The sequence below is a fragment of the Bradyrhizobium sp. P5_C11_2 genome (genome assembly GCF_054049755.1).
Map to the genome: position 1 here is coordinate 1 of NZ_JBFULT010000075.1, position 18,901 is coordinate 18,901.

Consider the following 18,901-nt stretch of genomic DNA (forward strand, 5'->3'; position numbering starts at 1 on the left):
CCATCGTCGAGGGCAAGGTGGTGCAGCACGCCGTGACGATTCCGGAAGGGCTGACCTCCGAGCAGATCGTGGCGCGACTCTCGGACAACGACATCTTCACCGGCAGCGTGCGCGAGCTGCCGCGCGAAGGCACGCTGTTGCCGGAGACCTACAAGTTCCCGCGCGGCACCACGCGCGAGCAGGTGATCCAGCGCATGCAGCAGGCGCACAAGCGTGTGCTCGCCGAGATCTGGGAACGCCGTAACCAGGACATTCCGGTCAAGAGTCCGGAGCAGCTGGTGACGCTGGCCTCGATCGTCGAGAAGGAGACCGGCAAGCCCGATGAGCGCAGCCGCGTCGCCGCCGTGTTCACCAACCGGTTGAAGCAGAGGATCAAGCTGCAGTCCGACCCGACCATCATCTACGGTCTCGTCGGCGGCAAGGGCACGCTGGGCCGCCCGATCAGGCGCAGCGAGATCACGCAGCCGTCGCCCTACAACACCTATGTGATCGAGGGCCTGCCGCCGGGCCCGATCGCCAACCCCGGCCGCGCCTCGCTGGAAGCTGCCGCCAATCCGGCCCGCACCCGCGACCTGTTCTTCGTCGCTGACGGCACCGGCGGTCACGCCTTCACCGAAACCTACGACGCACACCAGAAGAACGTCGCCAAGCTCCGCGCGATGGAGAAGCAGATCCAGAACGATACGGTCGAGCCGGCCGACGACGCGCAGGCGCCGGCCGCTGCCGCGCCCGCCGCCGCCGACACGCCGACCGCGACCACGCCGGCGCGGCCCAACCAGCAGAAGAAGCCGCCGGCACGGCCCGCCAATCCTGCTCCGGCGCGGCAGGGGGCCGCGCAGCCGGCGCCGCCGGTGATCCAGCGCTAGGGGCCGCCCTGACCTGCGGTCTCTGCGGATTCCACTTTCCTGCAAAAAAGTCTTAAGATTCGCGTGCCTTGATGGCCTCGCGAATCTCATCTGTCCGGAGAAACTGACCCGATGGCGCTGTCGTCCATGACCGGCTTTGCCCGAAGCCACGGCGCTAGCGGGCCGTACACGTTCGAATGGGAATTGAAGTCGGTCAATGCMAAGGGCTTTGACCTCAGGGTGCGGCTGCCGCAGGGGTTCGACGAGCTCGAGGCCCACGCCAAGAAGCGCGCCGGCGAGGTTTTGTCGCGCGGCACCGTCTATGCCAATCTCACCGTCAAGCGCACCAATGCTGCCGCCTCCGTCCGCGTCAACGAGGACGTGCTCAACGCCGTCCTGAAGGCCGCCTCGGTGATCGCCGGCAAGGTTGACGCGGTGGCGCCGAGCGTCGACGGACTTTTGGCCATCAAGGGTGTCATTGAGGTCGCCGAGCCCGAGGGCGACGAGGAGGAGGACAAGGCGGCGCGTAGTGCCGTGGCCGAAGCCTTCGACAAGGCGCTCGCCGAACTCGTCGAGATGCGCAAGCGCGAGGGGACTTCGCTCGGGCAGATCCTGATCCAGCGGGTGGACGAGGTCGAGGTGCTGGCGAAGCAGGCCGAGGCCGCGCCCGGCCGCAAGCCGGAGGCGATCAAGGCCAGGCTCGCCGAGCAGATCGCCACGCTGCTCGACACCTCCGACCGTTTCGATTCCGATCGCCTGATGCAGGAAGCGATCATGATCGCGACCAGGGCGGACATCCGCGAGGAGCTCGACCGCATCGCCTCCCACGTCGCCCAGGCGCGCGAGCTGATCGGCAAGGGCGGCCCGGTCGGGCGCAAGCTCGATTTCCTGGCGCAGGAGTTTCACCGCGAGGTCAACACCTGCTGCTCGAAGTCGAACGACATAGAGCTGACCAATACCGGGCTCGCCATGAAGAACGTGGTCGAGCAGTTCCGCGAGCAGGTCCAGAATCTGGAGTGATCGATGACGACGGGCGGTCACGAAACTGACGGTGTCGAGCGGCGCGGATTGATGTTCGTGCTGTCCTCGCCGTCGGGCGCGGGCAAGACGACGCTGTCGCGTCTCCTCATCGAACGGATGCCGGGGCTGAAAATGTCGGTCTCGGCAACCACGCGCGCGATGCGGCCCGGCGAGGTCGATGGCAAGGATTACCTGTTCGTCGACAAGACTCGGTTCGAGCAGATGGTGACGGGCGACGAGCTGCTGGAATGGGCGACCGTGTTCGATAACCGCTACGGCACGCCGCGTGGTCCCGTCGAGGCCGCGCTATCGGCCGGGCAGGACGTGCTGTTCGACATCGACTGGCAGGGCACGCAGCAGCTGCGCGAGAAGGCGCGCGCGGACGTCGTGAGCGTGTTCATCCTGCCGCCGTCGGCGGCCGATCTCGAGAAGCGCCTGCATTCGCGTGCGCAGGATTCCGACGAGGTGATCCGCAACCGCATGAGCCGCGCCAGCCACGAGATGAGCCACTGGGCCGAGTACGACTACATCGTGATCAACCACGACGTCGACGAGGCCTTCGCCGAGGTGCAGTCGATCCTGAAGGCCGAGCGGCTCAAGCGCGAGCGGCGGACGGGCCTCGTCGGCTTTGTGCGAAATCTGCAAAGCCAGCTTCAGGGCTAGGCGGCGACAGCCGCGGCCCTTCGTTCAACAGCCGTTCCAGCATCGCCGTGATGATGTCGACGTCGACGGCAGCCTCGTTGTGCGCATTCTCATCACGATCGGCCGGCTCTTCGTCGTGGGCGTGGTTGGTCGCGAGTTGAGGTGATGGTGAGGTCTCAATCTCGAATTCTCCGTCGAATGTCTCGATCCCGGCCGCGTCGGGCTCCGCTTTCGCGGCATGGGCAGACGCTGCGTGCGCTTCGACCGCTTTGGTCTGGTGGTCGATCTTGATCTCGCGGTCGATTGCGGCGCGCTGCGCGGCCCGGGGACGCACGGAATCGAAGTCCACCGGTTGCGGCTGCTGCGCGCGCGGCGTGGCATCGAGCCAGGGTGCGCGGCTGGCGCGCTGATCCTGCGGTTCCCAATCGTCCCAATTGACGCGGCGGTCGCCCGCCTGGACGCGTCCGCGTCCGCCGGCGAAGCGGTAGATGAGGCTGGCAAGGATACCGGCGAGCGCCAGCGCGCCGCCGATGACGAGCAGGAGCGTCGGGAGCGAGCCTGTCGGCTTGTCGGTGGGCGTATCGGCCGCGGCCAGCGCCAGCGGGGCAGGGGATGCCGCCTGTTTCGCGTTCGGGCGTGGATCCGATGGTGCGGGCGCGGGCTGCGGAGCCGGCGAGGCGGTTGCCATGGCGGCGTCGGGCCAGCGCGCGACGACGGACGGCTGCTGCGCATTTGTGTCGTTGGTACCGCCTTGCGGCTGCGGCTGTGCCATCGCTGCGGCCGGAGCGGGCGCGATCGCAGTCGGCGTATTTGGTCCGGCGGCGTTCTGCGCCGTGACGTACTCGGCACGCGCATCCTGGACCGCCTGTGACGGCGGTGAATCCGGCTGCGGCGCGCTGCCCGTGCTCTGCGCGGTCGTCGTGACCTTGCCGCCTTCGGCGCGCAGATACCAGCACTGCCGCTTGGTCGAGCGTTCCAGGCGGTAATGCCAATGCTGTCCCTGCGGCGCGCTGCCCTTTGGCGAGGCGAGACAGTCGCCGGCTGCGTTGGCCGTGCTCGGAGTGCTGGGCGCGTTCTGCGACACGGCCGCCAAGGGGGCGCCGGCGATGATGCTGGCGACTAGAGTCGAAAGGAACTTTGCGGTGCGGTTGCCCATCCTGGTCTCCCGTTTACGCGACGCAACTCGTTACCTTCCCTTTCTCGTCAAAGACTTGGGTGGCAATGAGCCGCAAATCCGGAGAGGATGTGGCTTGAATCGGGCCCGCGGCGCGTTCGTTCCGCCGCCGAAATCAGGCATTTTGACCGCGCTATTGCTTGGTCGAGCTCCAGGTTCCCGTGCAGCCGTCGGAGCGGCGGAAGGTTCCGGAACCGCTGCGGGCTCCGAGGCGACCGGCGCCCGTGAAGGTCACACCCTCGCCCTGGCCGAACGTGCTGACGGAGCCGCTCGGGCTGACGGTGCCGCTGACACCTTGGCCGATGACCTTGCCTGAGGAGACCACGACCGCACCGCTCGTGGTGCCGCCGCAGCCGATGCTGACGACCATCCAGGCGCCGTCGAAGCTGCCGCCGCCACCGCCACCGCCGCGTCGCGACGAGCTGCGCGGTTCCTCGGCGGCCGGCTTGCTCCGGCGCGTGGACGATGGCGCAGGCTCCGCCGAGCGGTCCGAACGCGAACCGGACAGCGATTTCTCTTCATTGCCGATCGCCCCGCCGGCGCTGCCGGACTGCGCGAAGGCGGATGGTGAGGCAAGCGCGAGAAGCAGGGAGGTGAGAGCAATCGTTCGGGTGACGGCATGCGGCATGATCAAAAAATCCAAAATAAAAAGGTATCAGCGGCCGGAGCCGTCGGCGCAGACAGATCCGATAATGCGGCAAGATTTGCCAGCCTTGCCGCATTCGTCAAGCGCGGCGTCCTTCGCGCGCTGCACGGTGTCGCGCTGGACCAGCGACCAGGATTTGTCGGAGATCGCGAACGCGCCGCAGCGGGTGCCATAGAAGGAGAGCTCGATCGGGCATTTGGTACCGGCACAATTGCCGCGCGCATCGGCCACAGCCGCGCGCCGCGAGGCGTGGTTCCACGACATGCCCCATTTGTTGCCGTCGGGCCCATAGACGATCGAGCCCCAGGGCTTCAAATCCTCCATCTTGCGCAGGCGCGTCAGCAGGCCTTCGGTCGGCTCGCCCGTCGGCGTCATCGCGATCCGCTCCTGCAGTTTCGTGATCGCGCGGGTGAGGCTGTCAGGCGTGTCCGGATCAAAATTGTGCTCGTAGAGCCGCTCGCTCAATTCGCTCAGCAGCGCGGCATCGCGCAGCGGCACGCGGTCGGGATCGGCGCGCAGGCGATCCGGCAGCGGATCGGGCTGCATGGCGGCGACCTGCGGCGGTGCGCTTTGCGTCGGCGGCACGAAATAGAAGGTGCCGTCGATCGGCGAGGACGAGACCCAGGGCTGCTGCGCGCCGGCGGTGGCGTGCTTCACCGCAAGGCCGACCTGGTTGAAGGTCTGGAACACATCAAGGCCGGACACCCGGATCGTCGCGGCCAGTGCCTTGGTGTAGGGGCTGTGGCCGTCGCTGCCGTCCTGGGCGACGTTGCCGGGCTGGGTGGCGTAGGAGATCAGCGTGCCCTCGGGCGCGCGCATCTGGGCGAGGCCGCCGTCGGATGCGCGCAGACCGCGTGCGCCAAAGGGGTTGTTGCGGCAGGCATCGAGGATCACGAGGTTGAGGCGCGTGCCCGATCCCTGCATCTGCCGCAGCACCAGATTGACGTCGGTCATCTGGAAATCGACGTCGGCCTCGCGGGTCGGATTGGCGTTGACCGGCACGAGATAATTGGCGCCGGCGACCTGCACGCCGTGGCCGGCATAATAGAACAGCGCGACGTCGGCGCCCTGGACCTGCCGCCCAAAGCTCTGCACGGCGATGTCCATCGCGCCCTTGTCGAGATCGAGTTGCGCGCGGCCGCCGACGAGGGTGAAGCCGAGCCCGGCCAGCGTCTCCGCCATCAGGCCTGCGTCTTTGGCGGGATTGTCGAGCGGAGTGATGTTCTTGTAGGCGGAGTTGCCGACGACGAGCGCGATGCGCTTCTCGGCCGATGCAGGTTGCGTCGCAGCAGCGAGTGCGGCCGTGACCAGCGCCACCAGCCCCAGGACGCGATTGAAAACCCTCGCGTGCATCAAAAACTCCTAAAGCAATGGCTACAATCTACCAGCAGGGCGCGTCGGCGAAAAGCGGTGCGACATTCTGTGCGCCGCCAGATTGTGTTTATCGAACGGGTGAGGGGACATGGTTTCGCATTCTCGCGGCTTGTTTCGCCCGAGCCTTGCTTCAACTCATCGCCCCTTCTTGGCCAAAGGGCGCAGGGAAGGCCGGGCGCCGGAGGCACCCGCAAGTCCGTGCGCTACAGAAGTGCACACGGGTTGGACCACAGGTGTTGCCGGTCGCCCGGCCTTCCCTGCGCGGATGGTTTTAACGGTGTCCTTCGTGCTCTCCCCGGGGAGCGATGCACTATTGCCCCCGTCGCCATGCRGMTSGCTGAYGCGCGYGCCCGGTYGRGCCGCCACATCACCGCAWGACTTGACGCACAGACCCCGGGCGTCAGGACCACACGACTTCTCCGTCCGCGGACGGTCCCGCCGGAGCGTCCGGGGCTGGCGCGTGCTCACCCCTGACGTCAACGAGGCCGCTGTTACTGCGCCGTGTCGTACCGCGTCGCGTAAGGCTCACGGTTGCCCGCCCTGCCATCACGCATCCCGCGCCGACGCTGCCGCGTCCACCGCMRCCCGGCCCGCRTCTCGTGACGGTCGCGAACGCCCCTTTGGCAGGGCCGAGGTGAGGCGTGTATGCCATAAATCCGAAATTCGGAAAAGGAAAATATTTTTGCGGCGAGGGATTGACGGGGTGTTTTGCCCGACGGGTCACGTGGGGCGGCCACGGCCTCCGCTCGTCATTCCGGGGCGCGCGCAGCGCGAGCCCGGAATCCATCGCGCGGCAGAGCATGCGGCCCAATGGATTCCGGGCCTGCGTGCTCGCGCACGCATCCCGGAATGACGGAGGAGGCTGTTTACGTCATAGGGAGGTTCGGCGGGAGCGGATCACAAATCTGAAGCGTTGGGGTCGGTGCGGTTGCGCAAGGAAATTGCGAAAGCCTGTTTCCAGACGCGCGCAAGCGTCAGGGCCAGAAATCCCAGCGCGGCGCTGATGAGGCCCACGATCGCGTTCGATTGCGCGAATACGCCGGTTTCGATGAAGACCTGGCCCGCGATGACGAAGCAGACCGCGGCCAGCAACAGGCAAGCGCAGCCGATGACGATCGCCAGATATCGTAGTGCTTTCGCAGCCGAGAATGGCTTCGCGTGGAGTGCAGGATCGCTCATGCAAGTGTCAACGGCGCGGCCACCAGGAGGTTCCTCCGTTTCCGGGCACGCGGAAGAGCGTCAGTCATGCGTGCAGCAGTCGACCAGCGCGCGCCAGATGCGTTTGACTTCCACGGTCGTCTGAAGGTCGAGAAGGTAGTTCGCGGCCGGGGTCGGCAATGCAGCTTCCAGGCGCGCGCGTCGCGGCTCGATCCAGCGCTCGGATATCGGATCGTACCATTTGCCAAGACTGAACAAGTGTGTGGCTCCTTCGCGGGCGCAATGCAGTACGCCGGCGTGGTCTGCTGTCTCCGCCATCGGCTCAGGCACTGTCGTTGCCTTCACGAGGGGCAAACGCGCCGGAGGCGCATGACGTTCCAAAGGCGGCACAAGCGATTGGTGCCGGAGCAAGGCCAGGTGCTAGCGCTTCGGCCTGTCTCGCTCGTCCGCCGCAGATCCCTCGGCGGACGTCTGCGTATCCCGGGCGCGGAGCTCGTCAAGGATCGATTCCCGGGATTGATCGGTCTCCGCGGCGTCGGACCGCCGGCCCGGTTTGCGGCATTTCCTGATCAGCCGCTTGATGTCATCCACGGCTTCGAGCAGCGGCGGCGTCAGGGAAAACAGGGCGCCCATGGCAATGGCGATGATGGCGTGGCGAAGCGAGACCTTCTCGTCTTCGTCGAAGGGATAGCCGTTGCGCTCGATTGTTGCCGGGGCCAGGCCGGCGGACGGTCGTGGGTGATCCGGCTTCCGCGGTTTTCGCGGCGGCATCATGATCACGACAAAGAGCACGTTGATCAGCAGCCAGATGCCGAGGATGACGAGAAATGTTCGCATTCAAAAACCAGAAAAGAATATGTTGTCGGCTCAAGCTGGCATTGAATGGCCGTTCGCGCGCTAATGCAAGTTGTGTTTGTCCTCGCGGCAAGCTGAGGCGCGAGACGCGCGCGATCCAGCGCTATCGAAATTCGGCAGCGCCGGGCTATCCGATCGCTCAATCGTCTTGCGGAATTGAAGCGATAGCCGGCTCTGCCGTGTTCGCGCCCAGCCCTCTACCGAAACCGCCGCGAGGGCGCTGGCGACAGCATTTCAGTCATCCACTTTCCGTGCGGCCCCACGCTTCTTGTCGTTGATGCCTTGCCGGGAATCGGTTTTGGCCAACCCTGCGTTTCCGCGGAGGAACCGACCGTCGCCGACACCGGCGGGCCGCCGGCGTTGCAAATTGATCACGCCTCGAACTCTGTTCACGGCCGGAGAACTACGGAATTTCGAAGGGAGCTCGTCTGCTCTGTTCAGGAGTGAACGTAGGGAGCTTGCGGATCCGAGCAGCGTCACTGCTGCCGGGTGCGCACCCCGCGCGCGGCCCGACAGACCGCCGGCCGATACCTGCCTGAACGCCGCCAGGCCCGCGGGTCCGAGGGCCGCTATCGATGGCGTGTTTTGCGTTCGGCCGACATGCGGCTTTGGGCAACCTGCTCGCGGTAGGTGTCGATCGCCTTGTTGGCAAGCATCAATGGCCGCCGCTCGCCGGTCTTGAGCCGCGCTTCGATGGCATCGAGCAGCATGTTCGCGGTCGCATCCGGCGAGCCGAGCTCGCCGCTCTGCTCGAGGCAGCTCCAGGCAATGAAGAATGCGGTTTCGACCGTGCAGCGAATGGACATGCGCTGCCAACACCGCCCGGCTCGTAGCGTTCCTTGTTCGCAGGGTGTTCCCGGCTGAATTCGCGCTGTCGCAAGCGGCGGGCGGCGAGACATGCGATCCCGCCGCCGAGGGCTGCTGGTTCTCCGCGTGTCAGTTCTTCAGCACGATGCGGCCGACGACCTTGCCGGCGCGTAGCTCGTCGATCCATTTCTGGACGTCGCCCATCGGCTCTTCCCGCATCGGCGTCGGCTTGATCTTGCCGGCGCGGGCGAGTGCCATCAGCTCCTGCGCTTCCGAGAGGGTGCCGACCATGAAGCCTTCGATGGTCAGGCGCTTGTAGACCCATTGCACCATCGGCAGCGTGAACTGGCCGCCCATCAGGCCGGACACCACGATCTTGCCGCCGCGCGCGGCGACCGCAACCGCAAACGCCATCGACTTCTCGTTGCCGGCGAAATCGACGATCTCGTCGAAGCCGCCTTCGGTCTCCTTCAGGATGCGCCGGATCACTTCCGGTTCGGCCGGGTCGTAGGCGCCGGCTGCGCCGTTCTTGAGCGCGGTGTCGCGCGCGGCCAGCGAGAGGTCGGCGACCGTGATCGGCTGCTTGAACATGGCTTGCGCGAACGACAGGCCCATCATGCCGACGCCGCCGAGGCCGATCAGCAGCAAATTGCGCTGGCGCGGGCGGTCGACCAGGCGCTTGAGCGCGCCGTAGGCGGTCACGCCGGAGCACATCAAGGTCGCGGCCTGGTTGACGGGTAGGGGATCATAGTCGAGCAGGTATTTCGCGTCGGGCACCAGCACGTGGCTGGCAAAGCCGCCGTCGATGGAGACGCCGAGGAAGCGCTGTTTCGCACAGAGGTTCTCGTCGCCATTGTTGCAGTCGCGGCACTGGCCGCAGCCGATCCACGGAAACACCGCCTTCTTGCTGCCGACGAGGCCGGCCGGCACGTCGGGACCAACTTCGTCGACCACGCCCGCGATCTCGTGGCCGAGTGTGAACGGCAGCGTCATGCCGCGCGTGGTGTCGAGCTTCTTGCCGCCGCCGAGATCGGCATAGCCGTCCTGGATGTGCAAATCGGAATGGCAGAGGCCGCAGCGCTCGATGCGCACCAGCACCTCCGCGCCGTTCGGCTTCGGCGTGTCGACGATGGTCTCGCACAGCGGCGCATCGAACTTGACCAGGGACTGCCGACGCATCAACGCCATATTCCTTCCTCCGAAATTTCGTTCTTAGCTTTCGCTTCGTATATCAGCCAATTCACGCGCCATGGCAACAAAGCCCGATATCGGAATGGTCTCGGCGCGCCGCGTCGTGTCGACGCCGGCCGCCTGCGCAAGCCGTGCCGGATCGACGCCAAGCGACTTCAGGCTCTGCCGCAGCATCTTGCGGCGCTGGCCGAAGGCGGCGGCCGCGACCTGTTCGAGCAGCCGGCGATCGCAGGCGAGAGGCTCTGCGCGCGGCACCAGGCGCACGACGGAGGAGGTGACCTTCGGCGGCGGCACGAAGGCCGACGGGGCAATGTCGAACAGGATTTTCGTCTCGCAGCGCCAGTTGGCGAGCACGCCGAGACGGCCATAGGCTTCCTCGTCCTCGCGCGCCACGATGCGTTCGCCGACCTCGCGCTGGAACATCAGCACCATCATCTCGTACCAGGGCGGCCAGGGCTCGGTCGTAAGCCAGCCGATCAGAAGCTGGGTCGCGATGTTGTAGGGCAGGTTGGCGACGATCTTTGCCTGACCGCCGTCGAGCAGCGGGCGCGGGTCGTAGGTCATGGCATCGCCATGTACGATCTCGAGCCGGCCGGGATAGCGCGCGGAAATATCCTGCAGCGCGGGGATCGCGCGCGCGTCGTGCTCGATCGCGATGACGCGCCTGGCACCAAGCGCGAGCAAAGCGCGGGTCAGCCCGCCCGGGCCCGGGCCGATCTCGACGATGGTGGAGTCTTCCAGCGGCGCGGCCGCGCGCGCGATGCGCGCGGTGAGATTGAGGTCGAGGAGGAAATTCTGCCCCAACGATTTGCGGGCCGACAGAGCATGCTGGCGAATGACCTCGCGAAGCGGCGGGAGGTCGTCGATCGCGCTCATCAGCGGGTGCCCTTAGCTTTCCGAAGTTCGTCATAAACCGCGGCACCCTTTGTACGAACTTCGGAAAGCTAAGGGCGCCAAGAAATTATCATCGTAGTGCCGCTTGTCGATCTGAAGTTCCTGGAACGAACTCGCGGCCTGCACTGCAGGAACTTCAGATCGGCGGCACTACGTCGCCGCCATGCGGCTCGCAAGCTGGAGCGCCGCGATCAGGCTCGCGGGATTGGCCTTGCCGCTGCCTGCGATGTCGAACGCGGTGCCGTGATCGGGCGAGGTCCGGATGAAGGGCAGGCCGAGCGTGACGTTGACCGCGTCGTCGAAGGCGATCGTCTTGATCGGGATCAGCGCCTGGTCGTGATACATGCAGACCGCGCAGTCATAGCTGCTTCGCGCGGCGTCGTGGAACATGGTGTCGGCAGGCAGCGGCCCCCTGACCTCGATGCCGTCGCTGCGCAGCGTCTTGAGCGCCGGCGTGATGATGGTCTGCTCCTCGTGTCCGAGCGAGCCGTCCTCGCCGGCATGCGGATTGAGGCCGGAAATCGCGATCCGCGGCCGCGCGATGCCGAAGCGTGATGTCAGCTCGGCGGCGGCGATGCGCACGGTCGAGACGATGAGATCGCTGGTGAGGTGGTCGAGCGCCTCGCGCAGCGAGACGTGGATGGTCACCGGCACCACGGCGAGCCGCGGCGACCACAGCATCATCACCGGTTGCGGCACGTGGCCATCCGCTGCCGCGAGCTCGGCGAGGAATTCGGTGTGGCCGGGATGGCGGAAGCCTGCGCGATAGAGCACGCTCTTGGCGATCGGGTTGGTGACGATGGCCGCGGCGCGCCCGGCGCGGACGTCGGCGACCGCATGGCGGATCGAGGCGAGAGCGGCCGGCGCGCTCGATGCGTCGGGCTTGCCGGGACCGGCCGTCGCGGTCTCGCCGGTCGCGACCACCGGCAAAGCGTCGGCGAAGGCCGCCGCGGCCTCTCCCGCGCTCACCTCGGCAATGCCGATGCCGGCTCCGAGCGCTTTCGCGCGGCGCGCGATCAGCGCCGCGTCGCCGAGCAGATAGAAGGCGGGCAGGTTCAATTCACGGCGCCTGAGCCAGGCTGCGATCGTGATGTCGGGGCCGATGCCGGCGGGCTCTCCCAGGGTCAGGGCGAGGGGCTTTGCAGCGGGCGTAGCCATCAGCGGTTGCGATATTCGATCATCGCCGCCTTGCGGATCTCATCGAGATAGGCCTTCTGCGTCTTCTCGTATTTCTCCTGATACATCTTCTCGCGCACCTCGCGCTTCTTGGGCGTGTCGATCATGGTCGGCTTGCGCGAGCAGAGCACGACCATCTCAATGCCCTGCTTGGTCACCTCTGGCGCTGTGAGGTGGCCGATCGGCGTGTCGTCGAGCACCTTGCGCAATGCCTCGGGCAGCTCCGCRGTCGTCTTGGTGACGCTCTCGCGGATGGTCGCGTTCGGCGTCGAGCGGAACAGCGAATTGGCTTCGTCGCAGCTCGCGACGCGCGAGCGATACGTCTCGGCCTCCTTCTGGCGGGTCTCCAGGAAGGCCGGGGACGATCCGCGCGGCACGATCAGCACGATCGGCTGCATCTTGTATTCGGTGCCTTCGATCTGGAGCTTCTCTCCGGTCTGGGCCTGCACGGCCGCCGCGACGTCGCGCTCGCCGACCTGGAGGCGCTCCTTGTAGCGGCCGCGAACGAGGCTGGTCCAGACCATCTCGGCCTTCATGCGGCCTTTCAGGGTTTCGGGACGGACGCCCTTGACCTCGAGCGACTTGGTGAGCTGCTCCGGCGTGATGCGCATGCGCTGCGCCATGCCCTCATAGGACTGGTTGATGTCGGCGACGCCCGGATCGACGCCGTATTTCTTGCCTTCCTTCATCTTGATCTTGTCTTCGATGAGCTCGTCGATGACGGCCTGCCGGCTCGGGGTCTTCTGCGTCGTCAACTGGTCGAGCTTGGAGCGCTGATCGATGTCGAAATCGGTGATGGGATCGCCGTTGACCATGACGACGATGTTCTGCGCCCGCGCCGGCGTGCCGATCAGGATCAGTCCGGCCAAGACCAGGAGGAGGCGCAAGACAGGCAATGGATTCGTCATGGTTGTCGCTCGCATGTCAGCCGCGGTGAACCTGCGATCGGGAACACGCGGCCGTCACTTCAAACCGTTCACTGGATGCCGCCGGCGGAACTGCTGGTCGCCGACGTGGTCGCCAGCGTGCGCAAGCCGATCTGGAACATGAACGCATGGCTCAAGACCGGCGGCGTCGTACCCGCGGAATAACTATACGAAGTTACATAGTTCGCCGCCAGCACGAAGCAATCGTCGACATAGCCGGCGCCGAGCACATACTGGTTGATCTTGTTGGCCTCGAGGTCCCAGCGCGCCGAGCCCGAGACCACCCAATTGGTCGCGACCTTCAGCGAGCCGGAGGTCAGGATGCCTTCGCGGCGGGTCAGATAACCGAGCTCGGGCTGCGGCGCGTAATTGCCGTACATCATGCTGACCGACCAGCGATTGAAATTGGCACGGCCTTCCGCCTCGAAGCGCTGCACGTTCCAGGTCTGCTCGTCCATGCGGGAGCGGACGCTGAACGTGTAGGTGCTGTTGGGCGAGTAGCTGGCGCCCGCGACGTAATCCGAGCGCGGCTTGTCGAGGCCGGAATCGAGGCCGGTATTGATGGAGTCCTGGACCGCGTAGGAGTTCAGGCCGAACAGCTGGTAGGACTGGCCGAACAGCACTTTGACGGCGCCGCCCTTGTCGAACTGCGTGGTGGACTGCACACCGACATTGGCGCGGCCGCCGCCCTCGACGCGGTCGTAGCCGGAGAACTTGTCGACGCTGAACAGGTTCGAGGTGTCGAACACCATGCTCTGGGCGTCCTCGTTCGGGAACTTGCCGGCATAGGTCTCGTTCGGCCGGATGATGATCTGGGCGATCGGCTCGACGGTGGTCGAGCCCCAGGGCTGAATGTTGATGAAGGGATAGCGGTATTCGAGGCCGACGGTCGGCATCAGGCGGAACGCCTGGGTGTCGCCGACGGGCAGGTAGTTCGAGACGCCCGGCTGGTTGGAGACCGAGGCGTTGATCGCATCGGCGCGGAGAATGGCGAACGGCGTCCAGATCTCACCGAACGGATCGGTGAAGGATTTGCGCCACTGCGCTTCCGCGCTCAGTCGGGTGTAGGTGCCCGGGAAGCCGCGCAGCAGGCACTGCGACGGCGTGCGCGCGAGCGGATCGGCCGACGCCGTCGTGCACAGGCCGTTGGTGTTGGCGAGCGTCGTGATCGGGTCGAACACCGCGTCGTCACGCGACAGGTTCACGAAGTTGGTCCTGTAGCTGAACTCGCCGCCGAAGACCGGATAGTTGAGCACGTTCGAGTAGTCGATCACGGGGTAGACGATCGGCACCTGGCTCTGGTTGCCCGAGTAGCTCAGCCAGTACATCGTGCGCGCGTCGAAGAAGCTGCGATTGCCGACGCCGGTCAGATAGAGCTGCGAAATCGCGTCGGTCGGCAGGTTCAGGAACGAGCCGAGCGGATCGCGGTACTGCGCCAGACGGTAGTCCGAGAAGAAGTAGTAGTCCGACATCAGGACGCCGTCCCAACCCCAGACCCATTTGTCGTTCAGCGCGAACTGACCCTTGGTGTCGACGGCGCCGCGGAATTGACGGTCGCCCGGCAGTCCCGCAAAGGCGCCGGGATCGAGCTGGTCGATGCCATAGGCGCGGATCTGATAGGCACCGTCGATCAGCCGCTGACGGAATTCACCCTGCAGCAGCACACCCTGCCGCGACAGGAAGCGCGGGGTGATGGTTGCGTCCATGTCGGGCGCGATCGCCCAATAATAGGGAACCTCGGCGCCGAAGCCGGTGTTGGTCGTGCCGGGAAAGTAGCCGGGCATCAGGAAGCCGGACTTGCGCTTCACGGTCGGGTCGGGCGTCGAGAAGTAGGGCATGTAGGCGAGCGGCACGCCGAAGAATTCGAGCTGCGCCGTCTCGAAATACAGCATCTTCTCCTGCTGGTCGTGGATGATGCGCGCACCCTTGACCTGCCACAGCGGTGGCTTCTTCGGATCGTCCTTGCACGGCGCGCAGGCCGTGTAGACGCCGTTCTCGAACACCGTGTAGTTGCCGCTGGAACGGTCGGCGCGGCTCGCGGCCATGCGGGTCTGGTCGGCGGTGTCCACGCGCAGCGAATCGACGAAACCGTCGCGGTAGTCGTCGGAGAGATCCATGATCTCGGCATAGGTGATCTTGCCTTCGGCATCCGTCATGCGGATGTTGCCTTCGGCATGGAGGCGCTTGGTCTTCTGGTCGTAGACGACCCTGTCGGCCTCGACGCTGGTGCCGTTGTAGAACAGCTGGACGTTGCCGACCGCGGAGACGCGCGAATTGTTGTAGTCGTAGTCGACCTCGGTCGCCTGCACGAGCATCTGGTTGTCGTTGACGGCCTTCGGCGGCTTCGGACGCGGCGGCAGCGGATTGAAGGTGAAGCCCTGCGCGCCGGCCGGAGTCACGGCGGCGACGTCGATCAATCCGCCGAGCGAGGCAGCCGCGACGACGGCAATCAGGAGCCTGCGAATCGACAAGCCGCACCCGTTCGCGCGCACCACAGTGCGCCGCGTCAAACGAGACACGAGCCCTCGATGGACGGCAGTCACTAACCGTCCTCCTGATACAGCAAGGCCAAAAAGCCGGTGAGGCCGCCCACCACTGCGGGCAACCACGCCGCAGCGATCGGATGCATCAACTCAGCCTTGCTCAAATCTTCAGTCACTTTCGACAGAACGTAGAGCAGAAAGCCTGCGCCCACGCCACTCAAAACCATCTTCTGTACGCCACCCATCCGGAAGAAGCGCAACGACACGGAAGCCGCCAGCATCACCATCGCGGCGAGCAAAAACGGCTGCGCCAGCAGCTTGTGATACTGGAGTCGATATCCCGCTGTCGCGAAGCCCGAGCTTTCGGACGAGCGGATGTAGCTCGGTAGTTGCCAAAAGGACACAGTCTCGGGTGTGGAAAAGCTGTTGCGGACCTGGGCCTCGGTCAGTGTCGTCGGAATCTCGAGCTTCGCCTGGTCGACCGGCGGCGCGTCCAGCGTGAAGCGCCGCACGTTCTTGAACAGCCAGTGGCCGTCCTCCAGCGTCGCCTCGCGCGCCTCGATCCGCTCCTTGAAACGCCAATCCGTATCGAATCGGAACAGAGTCAGCCCGGTCAGCCGCACGCCCTGCTGCTCGCTGCGGGCCGCGTTGATGATGGTCTGGCCGTCATTGGTGACCTGATTGAGCCAGAAGCCCGAGGCGTCCTGGATGCCGCCGCCGGGCGCCGAGCCGAACAGCTCGGCCTCCATGCGCTTGGAGAGCTCGCGCAGATTCGCCGACATCGGATTATAGGCGATGGTGGCGATCACCCCGATCAGGAGCGCGCTGCCGAGCGCGGGCGAGATGAACTGCCATGCCGAGATGCCGGCGGCGCGGGCGACCACGAGCTCGAGCCGGCGTGACAGCGCGAGATAGCAGGTCATGGCGCCGATCAGCATGCAGAACGGCGTCAGCTTCTCCAAGAGCTGCGGCACCCGGAACAGCGAGGTCTCCGCCACCATGATCGCGGAGGCGGACGCAAGGCCGGAGGTCTTGCGTACCATCTCGATGTAGTCGACCAGCACCAGCAGCAGGAAAATGCTCGCGAACACGCCGAGCGCCGCGACGACGAAGCGGCCGGCGAAATAGCGCCCGAGTGTGTTGGTGAGCATGCTCATGCGGCGGCCGGCCGTCCGAACAGCCGCGCAATGCGCGCGTTCGACCTGTTGATGGCCTCCATGAGGCGGGGCGGCGGCTCGACAACGATGCCGCCGATGATCATCCACAGCCCGACGCCGATGGCGCCGATGACCATCGCGTATTGAAACAGCACCGGGGCAGGCGACTTCACCGCCATCACTGAACAGGCAAATCCCGCCATGCGCAGTCCGAACACTGCGAGGATGGAGCCGCCGATCGAGAAGTTGCGGCTCTGGCGGGTGGTGCGCGGCGCGCCGAGGAAGGCGAAGGTCAGCGCGGCAAAGGCGAAGGGATAGATCGGCGCCAACAGGCTGTCGTGCAGGGCCGAGCGGAACTGCCCGGGAATCTGTTTGTAGACCGGGTCGTCCTCGGACGGCGAGAACAGCTCCCACAGATAGCGTTCGCGGATGCCGAGCGTGACGTCGCGGCCCTGGTTGGAGAACTTCGACATGTCGAAGCCGTAGCGGCCGAACGCCACCAGTGCGGGATCGCGCTTGCCGGCCTCGAAGCGCTGGAGATTGCCGTCCTTCAGCACCAGGAACGATCCGGTCTCGTTCTTCACCACCTCGCCGTGCTCGGCGACGATCGAGACGCGCTCGTTCGGATCGCGGCGGTCGTCGATGAAGATGCCGGCGAGGACGCCGCCGGGCTGGCGTTCGCGGATCCGGATCGTGAGGTTCTTGTCGAGCTGGGCGAAGCGGCCGGGCTGGAGGATGTTGGTGAGCACGTCCGCGGTGATCTCGGCGTCCCACTGCTTGATCCGCCGCATGCCGTCGGGGGCGAGATAGGCGGCGATGAAGGCGACCAGCAGCGCCACCACGCAGGTGGCGTAGAAGAACGGATAGAACAGCCGGAACGGCGAGAAGCCGGCGGCATTCATCACGATGATCTCGGAATCGGTCGCGAGCTTGTTCAGCGTGTGCGAGATCGCGATCATCAGCGCGATCGGCGAGATGATCAGGACCAGCGCCGGCACGACCAGGCTGGTGATGCCGAGGAAGGTGAGGATGGTCTGACCCTGGCTCGTCATCAGGTCGATGCCGCGCAACGCCTGCGTAATCCAGATCACGCCGGTGAGGCTGACCAGGACCAGCGCAAACGACGCCAGCGTCGTGCGGAAGATATACCTGTCGATCGACCCCATGCGCTACCGCACGATCCCCACCAAAGCCCCAATGCAGTCACCGGAATCTCCGGCTGTCCGACCCATCCCGGAAGGGATCCCCAGGGTCGTGCAGCCATCTCGTCCGCCGGCTTACTTTCTCACTACCATCCCTTTGATCCGTCAACAAAATGGCTGCCCCATGGCACCGTCAATATATGGTTAATATTTCCCTCGTTGTGGCATGGCGGCCACGGGCAGCGCTTGGCATCTGCCCGGCCGGTGGCCCATAGTGCGCAAAGTCCTGTGAATCGCCGTTCAGGTCCGGCCTCCGGCCAAGACCGCAGACGGCAAAAAGCCCCACGTTTTGGAGGAGTTACCCATGTCCGATGCCATCAAGGTCGGCTTTGTCCCGTTGTCTGCCGCCCCCCGTGGCATCCTGGTGGTGTTCTGCGACGACAGTCTGAAAATGGGGCCGGCGACTGCCAAGGCGCTGGGCGGTGCCAACGATCTTGTGAAGCGGGCGGCCTCCGCCGCCGCCTTCAAGGGCAAAAGCGGAGCCGCGCTCGACATCCTGGCGCCGGAGGGGGTGAAGGCCACCCGTTTGATCGTGATCGGGGCCGGCAAGGCGGCAAGCCTGAAGACCAACGATTTGCTCAAATTCGGCGGCGTGGCGGCGAGCAAGCTTCCTGCCGGGACTGCCGCCATGACCATCATGGCGGAATTGCCCGATGGCGCCATGGCGAGCGAGCAGGCGRTCGCGATCGCCTCGGGCCTGCGGCTGCGCGCCTACAAATTCGACCGCTACAAGACCAAGAAGAAGGACGGCGAGGAGGGCGGCTCACGCGCCGAGGTCTCGTTGGCGGTTGGCGATGCCGCCGCGGCGAAAAAGGCTTTCGCATCGGCCGGGCATGTCGTCGACGGCGTGATCATCGCGCGCGACCTCGTCAACGAGCCGCCGAACGTGCTCTATCCCGAAGAATTCGCGCGCCGCGCGAGCCAGCTCCGCAAGCTCGGCGTCAAGGTCGAGGTGCTCGACGTCAAGGCGATGGACAAGCTCGGCATGGGCGCGCTGCTCGGTGTCGGCCAGGGCTCGGCGCGGCCGAGCCGCACCGTGATCATGCGCTGGGAGGGTGGCAAGAAAGGCGAGGCGCCGGTCGCCTTTGTCGGCAAGGGCGTCTGCTTCGACACCGGCGGCATCTCGATCAAGCCGGCCGGCAGCATGGAGGACATGAAGGGCGACATGGGGGGAGCGGCCTGCGTCGTCGGCCTGATGCACGCGCTGGCGGCCCGCAAAGCCAAGGTCAACGTGGTCGGCGCCATCGGCCTCGTCGAGAACATGCCGGACGGTAACGCGCAGCGGCCGGGCGACATCGTCACCTCGATGTCGGGCCAGACCATCGAGATCATCAACACCGACGCGGAAGGC

The 18,901-nt window shown here is 65.8% G+C and carries 18 protein-coding genes; 4 read left to right on the top strand and 14 right to left on the bottom strand.

Annotation, left to right across the window (positions count from 1 at the left end; translation table 11 throughout):
• The 3 genes from mltG to gmk all read left to right on the top strand — a co-directional run.
• On the top strand, positions 1–866 hold an 866-nt coding region (gene mltG, locus ACXJL8_RS10680; protein WP_456684974.1), incomplete at its 5' end, for an endolytic transglycosylase MltG.
• Between the two features lie 111 nt (positions 867–977).
• Positions 978–1,865 carry a YicC/YloC family endoribonuclease gene (locus ACXJL8_RS10685; RefSeq protein WP_456622891.1) on the top strand — a complete coding sequence of 296 codons (888 nt, stop codon included), beginning with the start codon at positions 978–980 and terminating at the stop codon, positions 1,863–1,865.
• 3 nt (positions 1,866–1,868) lie between these two features.
• Positions 1,869–2,528 (top strand): guanylate kinase, encoded by a 660-nt coding sequence (gene gmk / locus ACXJL8_RS10690; protein ID WP_456622890.1) that lies wholly within the window; start codon positions 1,869–1,871, stop codon positions 2,526–2,528.
• Here the strand turns inward: gmk and ACXJL8_RS10695 are convergent.
• The 14 genes from ACXJL8_RS10695 to lptF form a co-directional block, all read right to left on the bottom strand.
• Positions 2,461–3,663 (bottom strand): hypothetical protein, encoded by a 1,203-nt coding sequence (locus tag ACXJL8_RS10695; protein ID WP_456622889.1) that lies wholly within the window; start codon positions 3,661–3,663, stop codon positions 2,461–2,463. The two genes, gmk and ACXJL8_RS10695, sit on opposite strands and share 68 nt — an antisense overlap.
• Before the next feature lie 151 nt (positions 3,664–3,814).
• On the bottom strand, positions 3,815–4,309 hold the full coding sequence (locus tag ACXJL8_RS10700; RefSeq protein WP_456622888.1) for a hypothetical protein: 495 nt from the start codon (positions 4,307–4,309) through the stop codon (positions 3,815–3,817).
• Between the two features lie 27 nt (positions 4,310–4,336).
• Positions 4,337–5,680, bottom strand: a complete 1,344-nt coding sequence (locus tag ACXJL8_RS10705; protein WP_456622887.1) for a caspase family protein — start codon at positions 5,678–5,680, stop codon at positions 4,337–4,339.
• Between the two features lie 918 nt (positions 5,681–6,598).
• Entirely contained in the window at positions 6,599–6,793 is a 195-nt protein-coding gene (locus tag ACXJL8_RS10710; protein WP_456684975.1) for a hypothetical protein, read from the bottom strand.
• A 147-nt stretch (positions 6,794–6,940) separates the two neighbouring features.
• The gene (locus ACXJL8_RS10715) at positions 6,941–7,117 is read right to left on the bottom strand and encodes a hypothetical protein (RefSeq protein WP_456621888.1); all 177 of its coding nucleotides are present in this window, start codon (positions 7,115–7,117) and stop codon (positions 6,941–6,943) included.
• A 162-nt stretch (positions 7,118–7,279) separates the two neighbouring features.
• Positions 7,280–7,696 (bottom strand): phosphonate metabolism protein PhnM, encoded by a 417-nt coding sequence (locus ACXJL8_RS10720; RefSeq protein WP_456621889.1) that lies wholly within the window; start codon positions 7,694–7,696, stop codon positions 7,280–7,282.
• Between the two features lie 587 nt (positions 7,697–8,283).
• A complete protein-coding gene (locus ACXJL8_RS10725) occupies positions 8,284–8,520 on the bottom strand; it encodes a hypothetical protein (RefSeq protein ID WP_456621890.1) in 237 nt (78 codons plus the stop codon).
• Between the two features lie 130 nt (positions 8,521–8,650).
• Complete coding sequence (locus ACXJL8_RS10730; protein ID WP_456621891.1) at positions 8,651–9,709, bottom strand: alcohol dehydrogenase; 1,059 nt, start codon at positions 9,707–9,709, stop codon at positions 8,651–8,653.
• A 24-nt stretch (positions 9,710–9,733) separates the two neighbouring features.
• Entirely contained in the window at positions 9,734–10,588 is an 855-nt protein-coding gene (rsmA, locus tag ACXJL8_RS10735) for a 16S rRNA (adenine(1518)-N(6)/adenine(1519)-N(6))-dimethyltransferase RsmA (RefSeq protein WP_456621892.1), read from the bottom strand.
• Between the two features lie 168 nt (positions 10,589–10,756).
• On the bottom strand, positions 10,757–11,764 hold the full coding sequence (pdxA, locus tag ACXJL8_RS10740; protein WP_456621893.1) for a 4-hydroxythreonine-4-phosphate dehydrogenase PdxA: 1,008 nt from the start codon (positions 11,762–11,764) through the stop codon (positions 10,757–10,759).
• A complete protein-coding gene (locus ACXJL8_RS10745) occupies positions 11,764–12,690 on the bottom strand; it encodes a peptidylprolyl isomerase (protein WP_456621894.1) in 927 nt (308 codons plus the stop codon). The genes pdxA and ACXJL8_RS10745 overlap by 1 nt, the downstream gene beginning before the upstream one ends.
• A 68-nt stretch (positions 12,691–12,758) precedes the next feature.
• The gene (locus ACXJL8_RS10750; RefSeq protein WP_456621895.1) at positions 12,759–15,251 is read right to left on the bottom strand and encodes an LPS-assembly protein LptD; all 2,493 of its coding nucleotides are present in this window, start codon (positions 15,249–15,251) and stop codon (positions 12,759–12,761) included.
• Positions 15,251–16,348 (bottom strand): LPS export ABC transporter permease LptG, encoded by a 1,098-nt coding sequence (gene lptG / locus ACXJL8_RS10755; protein ID WP_456621896.1) that lies wholly within the window; start codon positions 16,346–16,348, stop codon positions 15,251–15,253. The genes ACXJL8_RS10750 and lptG overlap by 1 nt, the downstream gene beginning before the upstream one ends.
• Complete coding sequence (gene lptF / locus ACXJL8_RS10760) at positions 16,345–17,514, bottom strand: LPS export ABC transporter permease LptF (protein ID WP_456621897.1); 1,170 nt, start codon at positions 17,512–17,514, stop codon at positions 16,345–16,347. The genes lptG and lptF overlap by 4 nt, the downstream gene beginning before the upstream one ends.
• A gap of 340 nt (positions 17,515–17,854) precedes the next feature.
• On the opposite strand from lptF, the gene ACXJL8_RS10765 reads away from it, so the two are divergent.
• Positions 17,855–18,901: leucyl aminopeptidase (locus ACXJL8_RS10765; RefSeq protein ID WP_456684976.1), on the top strand; the 1,047-nt coding region annotated here is incomplete at its 3' end.

Coding starts and splice junctions, on each gene's coding strand:
- ACXJL8_RS10720 (WP_456621889.1), bottom strand. CDS start 7,696: ATGCGAACATTTCTCGTCATCCTCGGCATCTGGCTGCTGATCAACGTG.
- rsmA (WP_456621892.1), bottom strand. CDS start 10,588: ATGAGCGCGATCGACGACCTCCCGCCGCTTCGCGAGGTCATTCGCCAG.
- ACXJL8_RS10730 (WP_456621891.1), bottom strand. CDS start 9,709: ATGGCGTTGATGCGTCGGCAGTCCCTGGTCAAGTTCGATGCGCCGCTG.
- lptG (WP_456621896.1), bottom strand. CDS start 16,348: ATGAGCATGCTCACCAACACACTCGGGCGCTATTTCGCCGGCCGCTTC.
- ACXJL8_RS10695 (WP_456622889.1), bottom strand. CDS start 3,663: ATGGGCAACCGCACCGCAAAGTTCCTTTCGACTCTAGTCGCCAGCATC.
- ACXJL8_RS10700 (WP_456622888.1), bottom strand. CDS start 4,309: ATGCCGCATGCCGTCACCCGAACGATTGCTCTCACCTCCCTGCTTCTC.
- ACXJL8_RS10725 (WP_456621890.1), bottom strand. CDS start 8,520: ATGTCCATTCGCTGCACGGTCGAAACCGCATTCTTCATTGCCTGGAGC.
- lptF (WP_456621897.1), bottom strand. CDS start 17,514: ATGGGGTCGATCGACAGGTATATCTTCCGCACGACGCTGGCGTCGTTT.
- pdxA (WP_456621893.1), bottom strand. CDS start 11,764: ATGGCTACGCCCGCTGCAAAGCCCCTCGCCCTGACCCTGGGAGAGCCC.
- gmk (WP_456622890.1), top strand. CDS start 1,869: ATGACGACGGGCGGTCACGAAACTGACGGTGTCGAGCGGCGCGGATTG.
- ACXJL8_RS10705 (WP_456622887.1), bottom strand. CDS start 5,680: ATGCACGCGAGGGTTTTCAATCGCGTCCTGGGGCTGGTGGCGCTGGTC.